Origin of the sequence: Hydrogenovibrio halophilus DSM 15072 (genome assembly GCF_000384235.1) — a bacterium.
Classification (GTDB): Bacteria; Pseudomonadota; Gammaproteobacteria; order Thiomicrospirales; family Thiomicrospiraceae; genus Hydrogenovibrio; species Hydrogenovibrio halophilus.
On sequence record NZ_KB913033.1, the window covers coordinates 631836 to 646337 of the forward strand.

Sequence of the window (14502 nt, forward strand, 5' to 3'; positions counted from 1 at the left end):
TTGCTGATTCTGTGCCGTGCTTTTGTGTCGGTCAATCGCTACGATTAAGGTCGGTGATACGGGTGATTCTGTAACAGGCTCCAGGCCCGATAGAGCTGTTCGGCCAGCAACACCCGGACCAGCGGGTGCGGCAGCGTCAATGGCGACAGACTCCATTGCCATTGGGCCTTGGATTTCACTGTCGGGTCCAGACCGTCCGGCCCACCCACAATCAACGCCACATCCTGACCGCTTCCCAGCCAGTTGTCGAGTCTGTGGGCCAGTTTCTGTGTGGTCGGGGACTCACCTTTTTCATCCAGCACCACCACCGTGGTCCCTTTGGGAATCGCCGCCTCAATCCGTTTGGCCTCTTCGGCCAGTGCCTGAGCAGGCGACGACGTTTTGCCCCGGTGCGGCATGGGCAAAGCCACCAGTTTCAGTCGGCACTGGTTCGGCAGGCGTTTGGCGTAGTCGGCATAGGCGGTCTCTACCCAGTTCGGCATCTTCTGGCCGATCGCAATCAGGTGAATCACCATTTACAGCAGCTCGGTCGGGTCCACTTTTTCCCCGGCACGCTGAGGCGGCATGTCCCAGAGCTTTTCCAGCTGATAATGGGCGCGGGCCGATTCGGTCATCACATGCACCACGGCCTGCCCCAGATCCACCAGCACCCAATCGGGGTTGGGGCCGGATTCCACGCCCAAAGGCGGCTCGCCGGCTTCCTTGAACGCCTGACTCAGTGCATCGCCTGTGGAACGCACATGGGTGGTGGAGGTGCCGGTCGCCACCACCATCAGATCGGTAAACGAGCTGATTTTGCTGACATCCATCACCTGAATGTCTCGGGCTTTGGCGTCGTCCAGACTGGTTTCAATCAAGCTGCGGGTTTGCGCTAAATCCATGCGGGGGTTTCTCCTGATGCGTCGTTATGACGGGTAATAAAGTTGATGGGTTTGAATGTAATCGGCCACGCGTTCCGGAAGCAGAAAATCGGGCGCGTGGTGCGCGGAAAGGCCTTGGCGAATCTGGGTCGCACTGATCGCCAGTTGCGTCACCCCCAGATCCAGAATCTGGCCCTGGGGCTGGGTCAGGCAGTCCACCTGCCGCGCTTCCAGCAACGCCTCCGCTTCGCCATCTTCGGGCAACGTCTGTCCGGGGCGATGAGTCACCACAAGGTTGGCCAGCGCCAGAATGCCTTGCCAATCGTGCCAGTGGGGAAAATGGGCAAACGCGTCCATGCCCATCATCAGCACCAGCGCCGCGTCCGCAAAATCGGTTTTCAGTGAGGCCAGGGTATCGACCATATAAGACGGGCCGCCGCGATCGACTTCACGCCGGTCCAGACAGAACAACGGCTGGCGCTCAATCGCCAGTTCCACCATCCGGCAACGATGCTGCGCGCTTTGACCGGGTTGCCCCCTGTGCACCGGCTGGTAGACGGGCACAAATCGCATCTGCGACAGCGCCAGGGCTTCGGTGACTTCCAGCGCGGGCCGCAAATGGCCGAAATGCACCGGGTCAAAGGTGCCGCCATTGATGCCGATCACCCGCTCTACCTGCCCGATTTTCTGATAAATGCTCTCTGGCACAGCCCCTCGCTGTCGGCGAATGTGTGAATGGTCGCGTCCTGTGATCGCCCTTTGATTTTGAACAAAGAACTCTGCTACATTATAGCAATGTTGCCCCGACAAACTCCAACTTCCGACCTGCCCCCGATTCCGCCCGCGTTCGAGCAGACGCTGCTGGCGCTTTTGCAGACCACGCCCAAACTGACCGAGCATCAATTGATGCTGCATCTGGTCGAACAGGGGTTCGAACAGTTTCGTCCCAGTCTGGACCCGCTGGTGCTGTTCCAAACCCATTTCATGCTGTTTCACCTGCTCTATCGCCTGCAGGATCACTGGCTGCAGCACGGCAAAGGGCATTTGCACATCCACACTCTTGACCTGCATCTGGCTCCGATGCCGGATTCGACCCGTTTTTCACCAGGCCTGGTCAAAAACGACCCTTTGCGCGCCTATTATCTGGATTTTGACGAATACCGGAACACACAGGAAGACGATGTGATCGATCTGCTCACCGATTTCTGGCAGCGTCTGGCCGCCGGGCCGGTGCCGACGACCGCCAGTGAAAAAGACATCGAGCAGGCCAAACTGACATTGGATTGGCCGCAGGACGCCGAACTAAGCGAACGCTCCATTCAGCAGCAATACCGCCGACTCAGCCAAAAGCACCACCCGGACAAAGGCGGCGACGCCGAAGCCTTCCACGCCATCACCCACGCCCGAGCCGTGCTACTGCAACAGATCGGCTGATCGGATCAAAACGTGCGCAGGCACTGCAGAAATTCGAAGCCGTACTGGGCCAGTTTGCGTTCGCCGATGCCGGGAATGGCGAGCAGGTCGCCGTCGGTTTTGGGCAGGTGTTTGGCCATTTCAATCAGCACCGCATCACCGAACACCTGATAGGCCGGACGGTCTTCGGAGTCGGCGATCTCTTTTCGCAGACTGCGCAGGGTTTCAAACACCTCGCGCTGCAACGTGCTCAGCTCGTCTTTTTCGGTGCGCCGGGCCTGTCCGCGGGCCTTGCCGGTCGCTTTTTTGGGCAAGGCCAGTTCGACACTGACCTGCCCCTTAAGCAGTTGCCCCGATTTTTCGGTGAACTGCAGCACCGAGTAGTTGCGAATGTCCTGCACCAGAAAGCCCTGATGAATCAACTGGTGAATGATCGATTCCCATTCCGCAGCGGAAAATTCCTTGCCGATGCCCCAGGTGCTCAGGGTCTGATGATTCAGATTGCGGATGCGCTCGTTTTCCTGACCGCGCAGGATTTCGACCACATAACGCACGCCATAGCCCTGCCCCAGACGATAGACACAAGACAACACTTTTTGCGCCGCTTCCAGCCCGTCAAACACGCGGGGCGGATTCAGACACACATCGCAGTTACCGCAGGGCTGGCCGTCACGCTGGCCGAAGTAATTGAGCAGCACCATGCGCCGACAGGACAGGGCCTGGGCAAACTCGACCATGGCCGAAAGCTTGAAACTCTCGATCCGGCGCTGCTCTTCGTTGGTGTTCTGCTCGATGAAATAACGCGCGGTATTGATGTCGCGCCCACCAAACAACAGCAAGGCCTCGGCACTGAGTCCGTCGCGTCCGGCGCGCCCGGTTTCCTGATAGTAGCCTTCGATGTTCTTGGGCAGATCGTAATGCACCACAAAGCGCACATTGGGCTTGTCGATGCCCATGCCGAACGCCACCGTGGCCACCACAATCCGCACCTCATCGCGCAGAAAATTCTGATGCACCTGTGAGCGGTGATCGCCCGGCAAACCGGCGTGATAGGCCTTGGCCTGATAGCCCAGATCCTGCAGTTGCGCCGCAACCTCTTCCACCCGTTTGCGGCTCAGGCAATAGACAATGCCGCTGTCGTCCGGGTCACGGGTATCAAGAAAGCTTTGCAGTTGCTTAAAAGGGGTGCGTTTTTCCTGCACGGTGTAGCGGATATTGGGCCGGTCGAAACAACCGATTTCAATCCGCGGTTGCTGCAATTGCAAACGGGTGACGATGTCATCGCGGGTCGCCTGATCGGCGGTGGCGGTCAGGGCCAGAAACGGCACCTGCGGAAAATGCGGGCGCAAAGCGCCGATACGACTGTATTCAGGGCGGAAATCGTGGCCCCATTGCGACACACAGTGCGCCTCGTCAATCGCCAGCATGGCAATGGGCAGCGACTGCAACTGGGCAATGAAATTGGGCATCAGCAGGCGTTCGGGCGAAACATAGAGCAGATCCAGCTCGCCCTGATGCAACTGGCGCAGCACCTGTTCCGCGGCCATGGGGTCCAGCGAGGAATTGTAGAATTCGGCCCGAATGCCCAGTGCCTTGAGCGCGCCGACCTGATCCTGCATCAGCGAAATCAGCGGCGACACCACAATCGCGGTGCCGGGTCGCACCAGCGCCGGAATCTGATAACACAGGGATTTGCCGCCGCCGGTGGGCATCAGCACCAACGAGTCGCCGCCGGCCAGCATGTGCGTGATCACCGCTTCCTGGCCGGGACGGAATTCGTCAAACCCGAACACCGACTTCAGCACCGTTCTGGCCTGAAGGCGGGTCTCGTCCGGGGAAGGGGCAAATGGCTGTTCGGGCGTGGCGCTCATGCGTGTGTCATTCCGCTCACTGAAAACCGCTCACCCTACTGCATTTTGGGTGCGATCACAAGCGTTCTGAATGCGGTGCTCCCGCCTCATCCAACGAACGTTCCAGCTTCTGGGCGCTGTATTGCGGCGAATGGGTGTTGCGCGCCAGCAGGCGATAGGCCAGCGGGATCACCAGCAGGCTCAACAGGGTGGACAGGGCCACCCCGAACAGCAGCACCCAGCCCAATACTTCGCGGGTTTCGGCCCCGGCACCGCTGGACAGAATCAGCGGCACCGCACCAACACAGGTGGTGAGCGTGGTCATCAGAATCGGGCGCAAACGCAAATGGGTCGCACTGAGCAGGGCCCGATAAAAGCCGATGCCTTTGTCGCGCAACTGGTTGGTGAACTCCACAATCAGAATCCCGTTTTTGGTGGCCAGTCCCAGCAGCATCACCAGCGCAATCTGCGAATAGATGTTCAGACTGATCCCGAACAGCACCATCGCCCATACCCCGCCGGCAAACGCCAGCGGCACCGTCAGCATGATCACCAACGGCTGGCGGAAACTCTCAAACTGGGCCGAGAGCACCAGAAAGACCACCACCAGACCGAACAGAAACACAAACAGGATCGAGTTGGACGAGGTCTGGAAATCGCGGGACTGGCCTTTGTAATCGATGGTGGCTTCCTCGGGCAAGACCTCGCGGGTCAGATCGTTCAGATAATCCAGCGCGGCCCCCAGCGAATAGTCCTCGTCCAGCTTGGCGCTCAGGGTAATGGACCGAATCCGGTTGTAACGGTTCAGTTCAGCCGCTGTGGCCCGCTCTTCCAGCGTGACCAGACTCGACAGGGGCACCATCTGCCCGTCTGCGTTCAGATAAATCTGCCCCAGGTCTTCCGGGGCCATCGCCCATTTGGGATCGGCTTTGAGCAGGATGTCGTATTCTTCGCCATCGTACTCAAAGGTGGTCACGCGCTTGGACCCCAGCAAAATCTGCAGGGTTTCGTTGAGCTCGCCATGGGTCACGCCCAACGCTTTGGCGCGGTCGTAATCGATGGTCAGCGCCAGCTCCGGTTTGGTGGGTTCGTAATCCCAATCCAGACTGTTAAGGCCGGGATTGTTTTCGGCAATGGCGTCGCTCATTTTGGCTTTCCATTGCGCCAGTTTTTCATAACTGGGGCCGCCGATCACAAACTGCACCGGACTTTGAATGCGCCCGCCGATGCTGGAGCGCATCACCGGAAAGGCCCGAACCCCGCTCAGCCCCGACAGGCTTTCGCGCACCGCCTGCATGATTTTAAAACCGTTGCGCCGCTCGGCCCAGTCTTCCATCACCGCGATCACAAAGCCGGAATTGAAAATTTCGCTGGAACCGAACGAACGCGGTGCCCGCACAATCAGGCGCTTGACCTCGCCGCTTTCCACCAGCGGCATCATCCGGCTTTCAATTTCTTCCATGTAGCTGCGCATGTATTCAAAGGTCGCGCCCTCCGGCCCTTTGACCATCACAAAAAACACGCCGCGATCTTCTTTGGGCACGTATTCCCGCGGCAGGGTCTGGGCGGTCTGCACCAACCACACCACCACCAGCGCAAACACGGTCAGAATCACCCAGGGATAGCGCAGGTTCTTGATCAGCAGTTTTTTAAAGCCGTGTTTCGGGGCCGGTCGATGCCTTTTTGACCAGGCCTGGTGGTTCTGGCCGTCGGTGGCGACCCGTTTGACCGTGCCTTTGCGGTTTTTCAGAATTTTGGAAGCCAGCGCCGGCGACAGGGTCAGCGCCACCCAGCTGGAGAAAATCACCGCCACCGCCAGCGTGACCGCAAACTCGGAAAACAATCGTCCGATCTGGCCTTCCATAAAGCCAATGGGCAGGAACACCGACACCAGCACCGCCGTGGTGGCCATGACCGCAAAGCCGACCTGGCGTGTGCCCAGATAGGCCGCGGCATTGGGCGGATACCCCATATCCAGATGGCGCTGAGTGTTTTCCAGCACCACAATGGCGTCGTCCACCACCAACCCGATGGCCAGCACCATCGCCAACAGGGTCAACAGATTCACCGAGAAGCCCAGCATCCATAAAACCCAGAAGGTCGCCATCAACGACACCGGCAACGTCACCGCCGGCACCAGTGCCGCGCGCCAGTTTTTCAAAAACGCCAGCATCACCAGTATCACCAGCCCCAGCGCAATGCCCAGTGTTTTGAACACCTCGAAAATGGCGTTTTCCACAAACACCGAGGCGTCGTAACTGTCGCGCAGCTCCAGTCCGGGCGGCAGGGTTTTGTTCACCAGTTCTTTGCGCGCTTTGGCCAGACGCGCCACTTCCAGCGTGTTGGCGGTGGACTGTTTGATGATGCCGATGCCCACCATCGGCTTGCCGTTGCCCTTGAAGTAACGCCGTCGTTCCACCGCGCCCATGTGCACTTCGGCGACCTGATCCAGCCGCACTTGTCCGGTCTGGCCGCTTTGTTTGACCACCAGCCGACGAAAATCTTCGACCGTGGCCAGGGGTTTTTCGGCCTTGAGCGTCAACTGAATGTGTTCGCCCTGAATCGCCCCCACCGGCAGTTCCACATTGGACTCGCGAATCCGCGCTTCGATGTCGCCCGGCGTCAGGTCGTAGGTGGCCAGCTTGTTCGGGTCCAGCCAGATGCGCAGCGCAAACGACTGACCGCCGCCGACGCGCACCCGGGCCACGCCATTGAGCACCGAAAAGCGATCCACAATGTAACGTTCGGCGTAATCGGTCAGCTCGGGAATGGTTTTGTCGTCACTGGCCAGGTTGAACCACATGATGGGGCTGTCATCGCCCTCGCGCTTTTCCACTTCCGGTGGATCGGCCTCTTCCGGCAGATTGTCCAGTGCCCGCGATACCCGATCGCGCAGGTCATTGGCCGCCGAATCGATGTCGCGATCAATGTCGAACTCCACGGTGATGTCCGAGCGTCCGTCTTTGGACGTCGAAGACACATACTGAATGCCCGACACCCCGGCAATCCGGTCTTCCAGTAGCTTGGTAATCCGGTTTTCCACCACCGATGCCGAAGCGCCGGTGTAATTGGTTTGGATGTTGACGATGGGCGCATCCACATCCGGGTATTCGCGCAGCGACATCCGCTCATAGGAAATCAACCCCAGCGCAAACAGCAGCAGTGACACCACCCCGGCAAACACCGGGCGCTTGACGGACGTGTCCGACAACCACATCAGCGTTGCCCCTCTGTCTGCGTGTCTGTTTTGGTGTTTTCAGGGGTGGCAACGGGATCGCCCTTCAGCAGCACACGCTGCGAGCTTTCCGGCGTTTGCCAGTCCTTGATTCTGACCGGTTTGCGCACCGAAGCCCCCATCACGCCCTGAGCGATGATGACATCGCCCGGAGACAGGCCGGACAGCACCTCAATGGTCTCCGAGCCCCGCTGGCCGGTTTCAATGCGCACCCGTTCCACTTCATAGGCTTCGCCCGTCTCAAAGTCTCCGTCCGGCTTGAGGCGGTAGACCGTCGTAAAATCGCCTTGCATCAACACGGCGCTGTTGGGAATCCGAATCTGTTCGGCTGTGGTCAGCGCCAGAGTGGCCTCGACCATCATGGCGCTTTTGAGCAGTTGGTCCCGGTTGTTGTTCACCCGTGCCCGCACCGGCAACATGCGGGACACGGCGTCCATTTCCGGCGACAACGCAAAGACTTCGCCCTGAAAAGGGGTATTGGGATACGACAGGGATTGAATGGCCACGGATTGACCTTTGAAAACACTACTCAGGTAACGCTCGGGAATCAGCAAATCCAGATCCAGTTGGGCGATGTTCTGGATCGACACGATCTCGGTGCCCACCTGCACCAAAGCGCCTTCGCTGATGCGCTTCAACCCCAGGCGACCATCAAAGGGCGCGGTCAGCTGGCGGTCGGCCAGTTGCGCTTCGGCCACGGTGAGTCTGGCCTGAGCGGTCTGCCATTCGCGGTAGCGTTCATCCACCAGGGCCTGAGTGACATTGCCACGCCCTTCGACTTCTTTGGCGCGCTCGTATTGCGCTCTGGCTTCCCGAACGGTGGCCTGAGCTTCCAGCACTCTGGCTTCTTCCTCCCGGTCACGCAGCGAGACCAGCAGGTCGCCTTTTTTCACCGTCTGCCCGTCTTCAAAGTGAATGCGGTCAATGGTTTCGGTGACCGTCGCGGTCAACATGATCGTGTCTTTGGCTTTCAGCTCCCCCAGCAATGTCAGGGTCACATCCATCGGCTCTTTGGTCACCTCTGACACAATCACCGGAACGGCTGGGGCGGACTTGGTCGACTTGGCGTCATTGGCCGCTGCGCCCGCCGCCAAAAACAACAGGCCAGCGGCCCACACTCCGGGTCGGAAAACACGCGCAACACCGCGCGCAAAACCTTGGGGAAAACAAAAGGAAACAGGTGGCAACATGGGCATCATCTTAATTTGAAAGATTTTTTTAAAATTGAATGCAAACGATTATCTTTTTTTCGGCAGGCCCACATGATGCAATAATCATGAATCCGCCCCAGCAGCGGCCTGCTCAAACCAGTCCACCAGAAAATCGATGAACGCCCGCGCCTTGGCCGACAGATAACGGTTTTGCGGGTATACCGCATACAGAGCCAGCTCCGGAAAACGGTGGTCCGGCAACACCCTTTCCAGCTTTCCGCCCTCCAGCGCCTCTCTGACAATGAATTCCGGGGCCACCGTCAGACCCAGCCCAGCGCAGGCCATTTCCATCAGAAACTGGCCGTTATTGGCCATCATCCGAACCGGTTGCTGCACCGTCACCCACTCGCCGTTCGGGGCTTGGAGCGTCCAGGCCTGGTGGGTTTCGCCTTCGTAGCGCAGCACCGGATGCGCATCGAAATCGTCTGTGCTGTCAAGCGCGCCGTAATGCGCCAGATAATCGGGGCTGGCGACCATCAGCAGGCGAATCGGGGCCAGTTTTCTGGCCTGAAGGTTGGACGCCTCCAGCTCGCCGATGCGCAAGGCCAGATCAAACCCCTCTTCGATCAATCCCACCTGACGGTCGGAAAAATCCATCGACAGTTTCAGTTGTGGCCAACGTTCGGCAAAGGTCTGCAACGGCTGGGTCAGATGCGCCAGCCCGAACGACAAAGGCAGGGAAACACGCAGGGTGCCCGTCAGCTCGGCCTGATCCGGGCTGGCGGCTTCTTGCAAAGCGTTTACCGCCTCTCTGACCGCCAGCGCCTTGTCGTAAACACGCTGACCTTCTTCGGTCAGGCGCGACTGGCGGGTGTTGCGGTGCAGCAGTTTCACCCCCAACTGGCTTTCCAGATCGGCCAGACGGCGGCTGACCGCGGACTTGGCCACATCCAGCTGCTCCGCCGCCTTGCCAATGCCACCGGCTTCCACCACCCGGATAAACACCTCAATCTGTTCCAACTGCGCCAAAACCGACTCCCGACGGCCTTTCGGCCTGTTCCAAAAACCACAACAGAGTATTGCCCATGCAGGCATTGGTCTGTGTGCCTGCCTGAGCTAAGATTATCAAACATTCCATGGTGCAAGGAGAAAAATCCATGACTTCGCTCGCATTGACGCAAAAGACACAGGGACAGGCCGCCACAGATGGCGCGGGCGTCAAACTGACCCGCCTGCTGGGCACGCCCGATTGGCCGGACGCCGACCCGTTTCTGATGCTGGACCGTTTTGCCACCGACGAGCCCCAGGATTATCTCGCCGGTTTTCCACCGCACCCGCATCGGGGCTTTGAAACCGTCACCTACCTGATCGAAGGCCGGATGCGCCACGCCGACAATCAGGGCAACGAAGGCGTGATCGAATCCGGCGGTGCACAATGGATGACCGCCGGAGCTGGGATTGTGCATTCGGAAATGCCGGAACAGACGCAGGGTCGCCTGCACGGCTATCAGCTCTGGTTGAACCTGCCCGCCAAAGACAAACATCAGCCAGCCGACTACCGCGACCTGAAACCCATTGACCTGACCGAATGGACGGATGCGCAGCAACGCCGTTTCCGCCTGGTGGCAGGCGAACTTCTCGATGGCGAACAACGTTATCAAGGGCCAATCCAACGGGCGGCCACAGATGTTCTGTTTGCCGACATCACCCTGCCCGCACACCAGGCCTGGTCATTTTTGGATCAACCGGAACGAACCACCCTGCTGATCATGATTGAAGGCGACCTGACCGCACCATTCGCCCTTTCAACCGGCGAAGTGGGACAGATAAAAGGCAACGGAGAAATTCAGGCGGGCGAACAGGGCGCACGGTTTCTGCTGATCGGCGGCCAACCACTCAACGAACCCGTCGCCCGACGCGGCCCGTTTGTGATGAATACGCAAGAAGAACTGGAACAGGCCTTTGCCGACTACCGAGAGGGGCGATTTTAGCCCCAACGCTTAAAAAAAGTCCTGTCACCCTGAGCGAAGTCGAAGGGTCTTTCAATCACCGTTATGCCCTTAAGAGATGCCTCCGCTTCGGTCGGCATGACAAGAGATTTGATGCACGCAATATAAACCTCTAAGCGGAAATCAAAACTTCAGATCGGCTTGCCATTCCAGCAGTACTTGCAACAGTTGACGGGCCTGATCCGCTTTGTCTGATCGGGTTAGGTGGCGAGTGTGTTCTGCTGTGATTAAGGTCAGGGCGTTGTCCGGCTGATCGAAGCCTAGTTTGTCGCCGACTTGGTTGGCGCAGATCATGTCGAGCTGCTTGGTTTGGAGTTTGGTTCGGGCGTGGGCTTCCAGATTTTCGGTTTCGGCGGCGAAGCCGACCAGGATCGGGCCTTTACCGCCGTTCTGGGCTTTCTGCTCTCCGGCCCAGCCGATTATGTCAGGATTTTTGATCAGTTTGAGGGTCAGTTCATCGGCGTCCGGGGATTTTTTCAGTTTCTGCTCGGCCGGTTCGGCCACCCGATAATCGGCCACGGCGGCGGCTCCGATCAACACATCCGTCTGTGCAAACTCGGCCTGTACGGCATCAAACATCTGCTGGGCGGTGGCCACATCGACACGCCTGACGCCTGCGGGCGTGGGCAATGCCACCGGCCCGGCGATCAGGGTGACGTTCGCACCGGCCTCGGACGCGGCCTGCGCCAGCGCAAAGCCCATGCGCCCGGAACTGCGATTGCCCAGAAAGCGCACCGGATCAATCGGTTCCTGCGTGGGTCCGACGGTGATCAACACCTGCTTGCCTTGCAAAAAGGCCTGGGTTTTTAACCAGGCCTGGTCATTTTTGGGTTTGGATGAACCAGACAGGGCGGATTGGACGGATTCGGTTGCGGTCACAATCGCGGTTTCTTCCGCCAGCCGCCCTTCACCGGTTTCGCCACAAGCCTGCTCGCCTTCGCCCGGCGGCACCACGGTAATGCCTCGTGCTTGCAAGGCTTGCAGATTCTGCTGGGTGACCGGCTGCTGCCACATGACCCGGTTCATGGCCGGTGCCACCACCAGCGGGCGATCACAGGCCAGCACCAGTGTGGTCAGCAGATCGTCGGCCAATCCGGCAGACAGTTTGGCCAGCACATTGGCGGTCGCCGGAGCAATCACCAGCACATCGGCCCATCTGGCCAACGCAATGTGGTCCATCCCGGCTTCCTGTTCCGGATCGAACAATTCGGTCCGCACCGGGTGGCCGGACAACGCCTGAAAACTGAGCGGGGCCACAAAGGCCTGCGCCGAGTCGGTCATCACCACTTGCACCTCGTGCCCGGCCTTGCGGTACAGACGCACCAGATTCAGCGCCTTGTAGGCGGCAATGCCACCGGTCACGCCCAACAGAATGTTCATGATTTTGCCTCGTCAAACGCTGCGGTCAAGGATTCTGGCAGACGGGCCGGTCGCCCGTTGCGGGTATTGACGCCGATGGTGCGCGCGTCCACCATCAACTTGCCGTCGTCGCGCACAATCTGCTGCTCAAACACCGCTTTTGTCCGCCCTTCCGCCACCATGCGCACAGTGACCTCAAACCGGTCATTGGGCTTGAGCGGTGCTTTGTAATCCAGTTCGGCACGAATCAACATCAGATGCACGCCTTCGGTTGCCAGCGCGGCAAAATCAATGCCCTGCTCATGCAAAAACGCATGACGCGCATGCTCCAGATAATTCTGATAAACGGCGTTATTGACTACGCCTTGCAGATCGCACTCATAATCACGTACCTGCATCGATACTTGAAACATTGTCACTTTCCCAAACTTGCTATACGATACGTGTATTCTAGCAAAACAAACCGGAACCCGGCATGGCCATTTGTCACTGGCATGAAAACGACCGCCCCAGAGAAAAACTGCTGAAATTCGGCGCAGACCAACTGAGCGACGCCGAATTGCTGGCGATTTTTCTGCGCACCGGCGTCACCGGTCAAAGCGCGGTGGAGTTGGCGCAGACCCTGCTGGACCAGTTCCAGAGCCTTTCGTCCCTGCTTGCTGCCTCTTATGACGACTTCTGTCAGGGCAGAGGGCTGGGGCAAGCCAAATACGTGCAGCTGCAGGCGGTGCTGGAAATGTCGCGCCGCCATTTTCAATCCGGTCTGCAAAAAGGCAAGGCCCTGACAGAGCCGGAGACCGCCGCCCATTATCTGCAACACCACCTGACCCATCAACCCCGCGAAACCTTCGCCGTATTGCTGCTCGATCAGCAACATCGATTGATCACCTTTGACGCCCTGTTTACCGGCACCCTCAATCAGGCCGCCGTGCATCCGCGCGAAGTGATCCAAAGCGTGCTCGACCATCAGGCCGCAGCCGTGATTCTGTCCCACAATCATCCTTCCGGCGATCCGGCTCCCAGCGACAGCGACCACCAACTGACCCAACGCCTGAAAACGGCGCTGGCGACCATTGAGGTACGCTGTCTGGATCACATCATCATCGGCGACCGCGGTCGCTGGCATTCCATGGCACAGGCAGGCCAATTATGAACCAATTGATTCAAACCGTACGCTTCATTCTAGGCAGTCTCTGGCTGTTGCTCAGTCTGTTTGTGGCCGTTGGGGTCGTTTGGTGGGCGCTGGCCCAGGCGCATTTTTTGTACCCGGTGTGGCACGACCATGCCGGCATTGCCGACACGATTGAGCGCCACGCTCCCGACAACCATTTCAAGCCGGATTTCGCTCACACCTCAGCCGACACCCGTTATCAGCTGTTTGCCGGCATCGTCGCTGCCCTTCACCAACGGGGCGAGGGATTGACCCAGCTGACCTATCAGACCCCGGAGCAGACCGTGCCGCTGTTGCGTCCGGCCGAAATCGAGCATCTCAAAGCGGTGGCGACGGTGGTGGAGCGCGGGACCGAACTCTGGTGGTGGGGGCTGCTGGCCTGGGCATTGCTGACCGCCATGCTGTTGTGGCAGCGCTGGACCCCACCGCCCGGGCAGGCCTGGTGGCTTTTGCTGGGGTTGGGCGTGGTCGGTGGACTGGCGTGGCTGACCGTCGGGTTTGAAGCGGCCTTTTACGGCCTGCACGAAGCGCTGTTTCCGGCATCGCACCAATGGTTTTTCTATTACGAGGAATCGCTGATGACCACCCTGATGCAGGCACCGGACCTGTTTGCCTGGATTGGCGCGACCTGGCTGGGCCTGACACTGGTGGCCTTTGCCATGACCGCCCACGCGATGAAAGCGCTGGAAAATCAACTGGTCGACAAGCACCCGCCCTATATGGTTTAAAAAAGAGGGTTTAAAAGAGGCTTTGGGAATGTTTGAAGCGGCTTACGCGGCTTCCGCAAAGAAATCCACAGGCAACGCTTGCTTTTGTCCGGTTTTTCCTCCATAATTCCGCTTCTTATTTTTCATCACTGGGTCAAGTCATTGACCGGTCTGTGGAAATCTAGAAATATTCGAATATTTTTAATGGCCCGTTTGCACTGCCCAGGCAGGTAAACAGGGTGTTTGAGAGGACTAGAGAAATGTCGAAAGTATGCCAAGTCACAGGTAAACGACCTGCCGTCGGTAACAATGTTTCCCACTCTCATCGTAAAACTCGTCGTCGTTTTCTGCCAAACCTGCAAACACACCGTTTCTGGGTAGAGAACGAAAGCCGTTTCGTCAAACTGCGTCTGACCACTGCTGGTATGCGCATCATCGACAAAAACGGCATCGAGTCAGTGCTGGCAGAGATGCGTGCACGTGGTGAGAAGGTTTAAGGAGAGCCATCATGCGCGATAAGATCAAACTGAAATCGACTGAGAGCGCCTATTTTTATACCACGGATAAAAACAAGCGCAATATGCCCGGAAAATTCGAGATCAAAAAATACGATCCGTTTCTCCGCAAGCATGTGATCTTCAAGGAAGCCAAAATCAAGTAAATTGCAGATTGGCTTTTTTGCAGCAAAAACCCGGCCTCGGCCGGGTTTTTTTATGTCTGTCTTTTTCGCTTCTGCCCGATACCAGG

General features: G+C 58.5%; 15 protein-coding genes. 6 read left to right on the top strand and 9 right to left on the bottom strand.

Features of this window, described 5'->3' with window-relative positions; all coding sequences use genetic code 11:
• Positions 1-44: 44 nt before the first annotated feature.
• From rlmH to nadD, 3 genes are read right to left on the bottom strand one after another with little or no spacing between them, the layout of a single operon-like run.
• The gene (gene rlmH, locus A377_RS0103005) at positions 45-515 is read right to left on the bottom strand and encodes a 23S rRNA (pseudouridine(1915)-N(3))-methyltransferase RlmH (RefSeq protein WP_019894679.1); all 471 of its coding nucleotides are present in this window, start codon (positions 513-515) and stop codon (positions 45-47) included.
• Positions 516-881, bottom strand: a complete 366-nt coding sequence (gene rsfS / locus A377_RS0103010) for a ribosome silencing factor (protein WP_019894680.1) — start codon at positions 879-881, stop codon at positions 516-518.
• A 24-nt stretch (positions 882-905) separates the two neighbouring features.
• Positions 906-1568, bottom strand: coding sequence for a nicotinate-nucleotide adenylyltransferase (nadD, locus tag A377_RS0103015; protein WP_245546762.1), 663 nt, complete (start codon positions 1566-1568; stop codon positions 906-908).
• An 87-nt stretch (positions 1569-1655) separates the two neighbouring features.
• On the opposite strand from nadD, the gene A377_RS0103020 reads away from it, so the two are divergent.
• Positions 1656-2294, top strand: a complete 639-nt coding sequence (locus A377_RS0103020; RefSeq protein ID WP_019894682.1) for a DNA-J related domain-containing protein — start codon at positions 1656-1658, stop codon at positions 2292-2294.
• A gap of 5 nt (positions 2295-2299) precedes the next feature.
• Here the strand turns inward: A377_RS0103020 and recQ are convergent, their stop codons facing one another.
• The 4 genes from recQ to A377_RS0103040 all read right to left on the bottom strand — a co-directional run bounded on the left by recQ (position 2300) and on the right by A377_RS0103040 (position 9538).
• Positions 2300-4144, bottom strand: coding sequence for a DNA helicase RecQ (recQ, locus tag A377_RS0103025; RefSeq protein ID WP_019894683.1), 1845 nt, complete (start codon positions 4142-4144; stop codon positions 2300-2302).
• A gap of 55 nt (positions 4145-4199) precedes the next feature.
• The gene (locus A377_RS0103030; protein WP_019894684.1) at positions 4200-7340 is read right to left on the bottom strand and encodes an efflux RND transporter permease subunit; all 3141 of its coding nucleotides are present in this window, start codon (positions 7338-7340) and stop codon (positions 4200-4202) included.
• Positions 7340-8452, bottom strand: a complete 1113-nt coding sequence (locus A377_RS11705) for an efflux RND transporter periplasmic adaptor subunit (protein ID WP_157760716.1) — start codon at positions 8450-8452, stop codon at positions 7340-7342. The genes A377_RS0103030 and A377_RS11705 overlap by 1 nt, the downstream gene beginning before the upstream one ends.
• A 180-nt stretch (positions 8453-8632) precedes the next feature.
• The gene (locus A377_RS0103040) at positions 8633-9538 is read right to left on the bottom strand and encodes a LysR family transcriptional regulator (RefSeq protein ID WP_019894686.1); all 906 of its coding nucleotides are present in this window, start codon (positions 9536-9538) and stop codon (positions 8633-8635) included.
• A 128-nt stretch (positions 9539-9666) separates the two neighbouring features.
• On the opposite strand from A377_RS0103040, the gene A377_RS0103045 reads away from it, so the two are divergent.
• Complete coding sequence (locus A377_RS0103045; RefSeq protein WP_028485218.1) at positions 9667-10500, top strand: pirin family protein; 834 nt, start codon at positions 9667-9669, stop codon at positions 10498-10500.
• 141 nt (positions 10501-10641) lie between these two features.
• On the opposite strand, the gene coaBC is transcribed toward A377_RS0103045, so the two are convergent.
• Together coaBC and A377_RS0103055 are read right to left on the bottom strand one after the other, a co-directional pair.
• A complete protein-coding gene (gene coaBC, locus A377_RS0103050; RefSeq protein ID WP_019894688.1) occupies positions 10642-11898 on the bottom strand; it encodes a bifunctional phosphopantothenoylcysteine decarboxylase/phosphopantothenate--cysteine ligase CoaBC in 1257 nt (418 codons plus the stop codon).
• Positions 11895-12290 (bottom strand): acyl-CoA thioesterase, encoded by a 396-nt coding sequence (locus tag A377_RS0103055; protein WP_019894689.1) that lies wholly within the window; start codon positions 12288-12290, stop codon positions 11895-11897. The genes coaBC and A377_RS0103055 overlap by 4 nt, the downstream gene beginning before the upstream one ends.
• Positions 12291-12352: 62 nt before the next feature.
• Here A377_RS0103055 and radC point away from each other — a divergent pair, with 62 nt between their 5' ends.
• The 4 genes from radC (at position 12353) to rpmG (ending at position 14416) form a co-directional block, all read left to right on the top strand.
• Entirely contained in the window at positions 12353-13030 is a 678-nt protein-coding gene (radC, locus tag A377_RS0103060) for a RadC family protein (protein WP_019894690.1), read from the top strand.
• Positions 13027-13776, top strand: coding sequence for a lipoprotein intramolecular transacylase Lit (locus tag A377_RS11710; protein ID WP_019894691.1), 750 nt, complete (start codon positions 13027-13029; stop codon positions 13774-13776). The genes radC and A377_RS11710 overlap by 4 nt, the downstream gene beginning before the upstream one ends.
• A gap of 239 nt (positions 13777-14015) precedes the next feature.
• Entirely contained in the window at positions 14016-14252 is a 237-nt protein-coding gene (gene rpmB, locus A377_RS12935; RefSeq protein WP_083919083.1) for a 50S ribosomal protein L28, read from the top strand.
• A gap of 11 nt (positions 14253-14263) precedes the next feature.
• Positions 14264-14416 (top strand): 50S ribosomal protein L33, encoded by a 153-nt coding sequence (gene rpmG, locus A377_RS0103075; RefSeq protein WP_019894692.1) that lies wholly within the window; start codon positions 14264-14266, stop codon positions 14414-14416.
• Positions 14417-14502 lie beyond the last annotated feature (86 nt).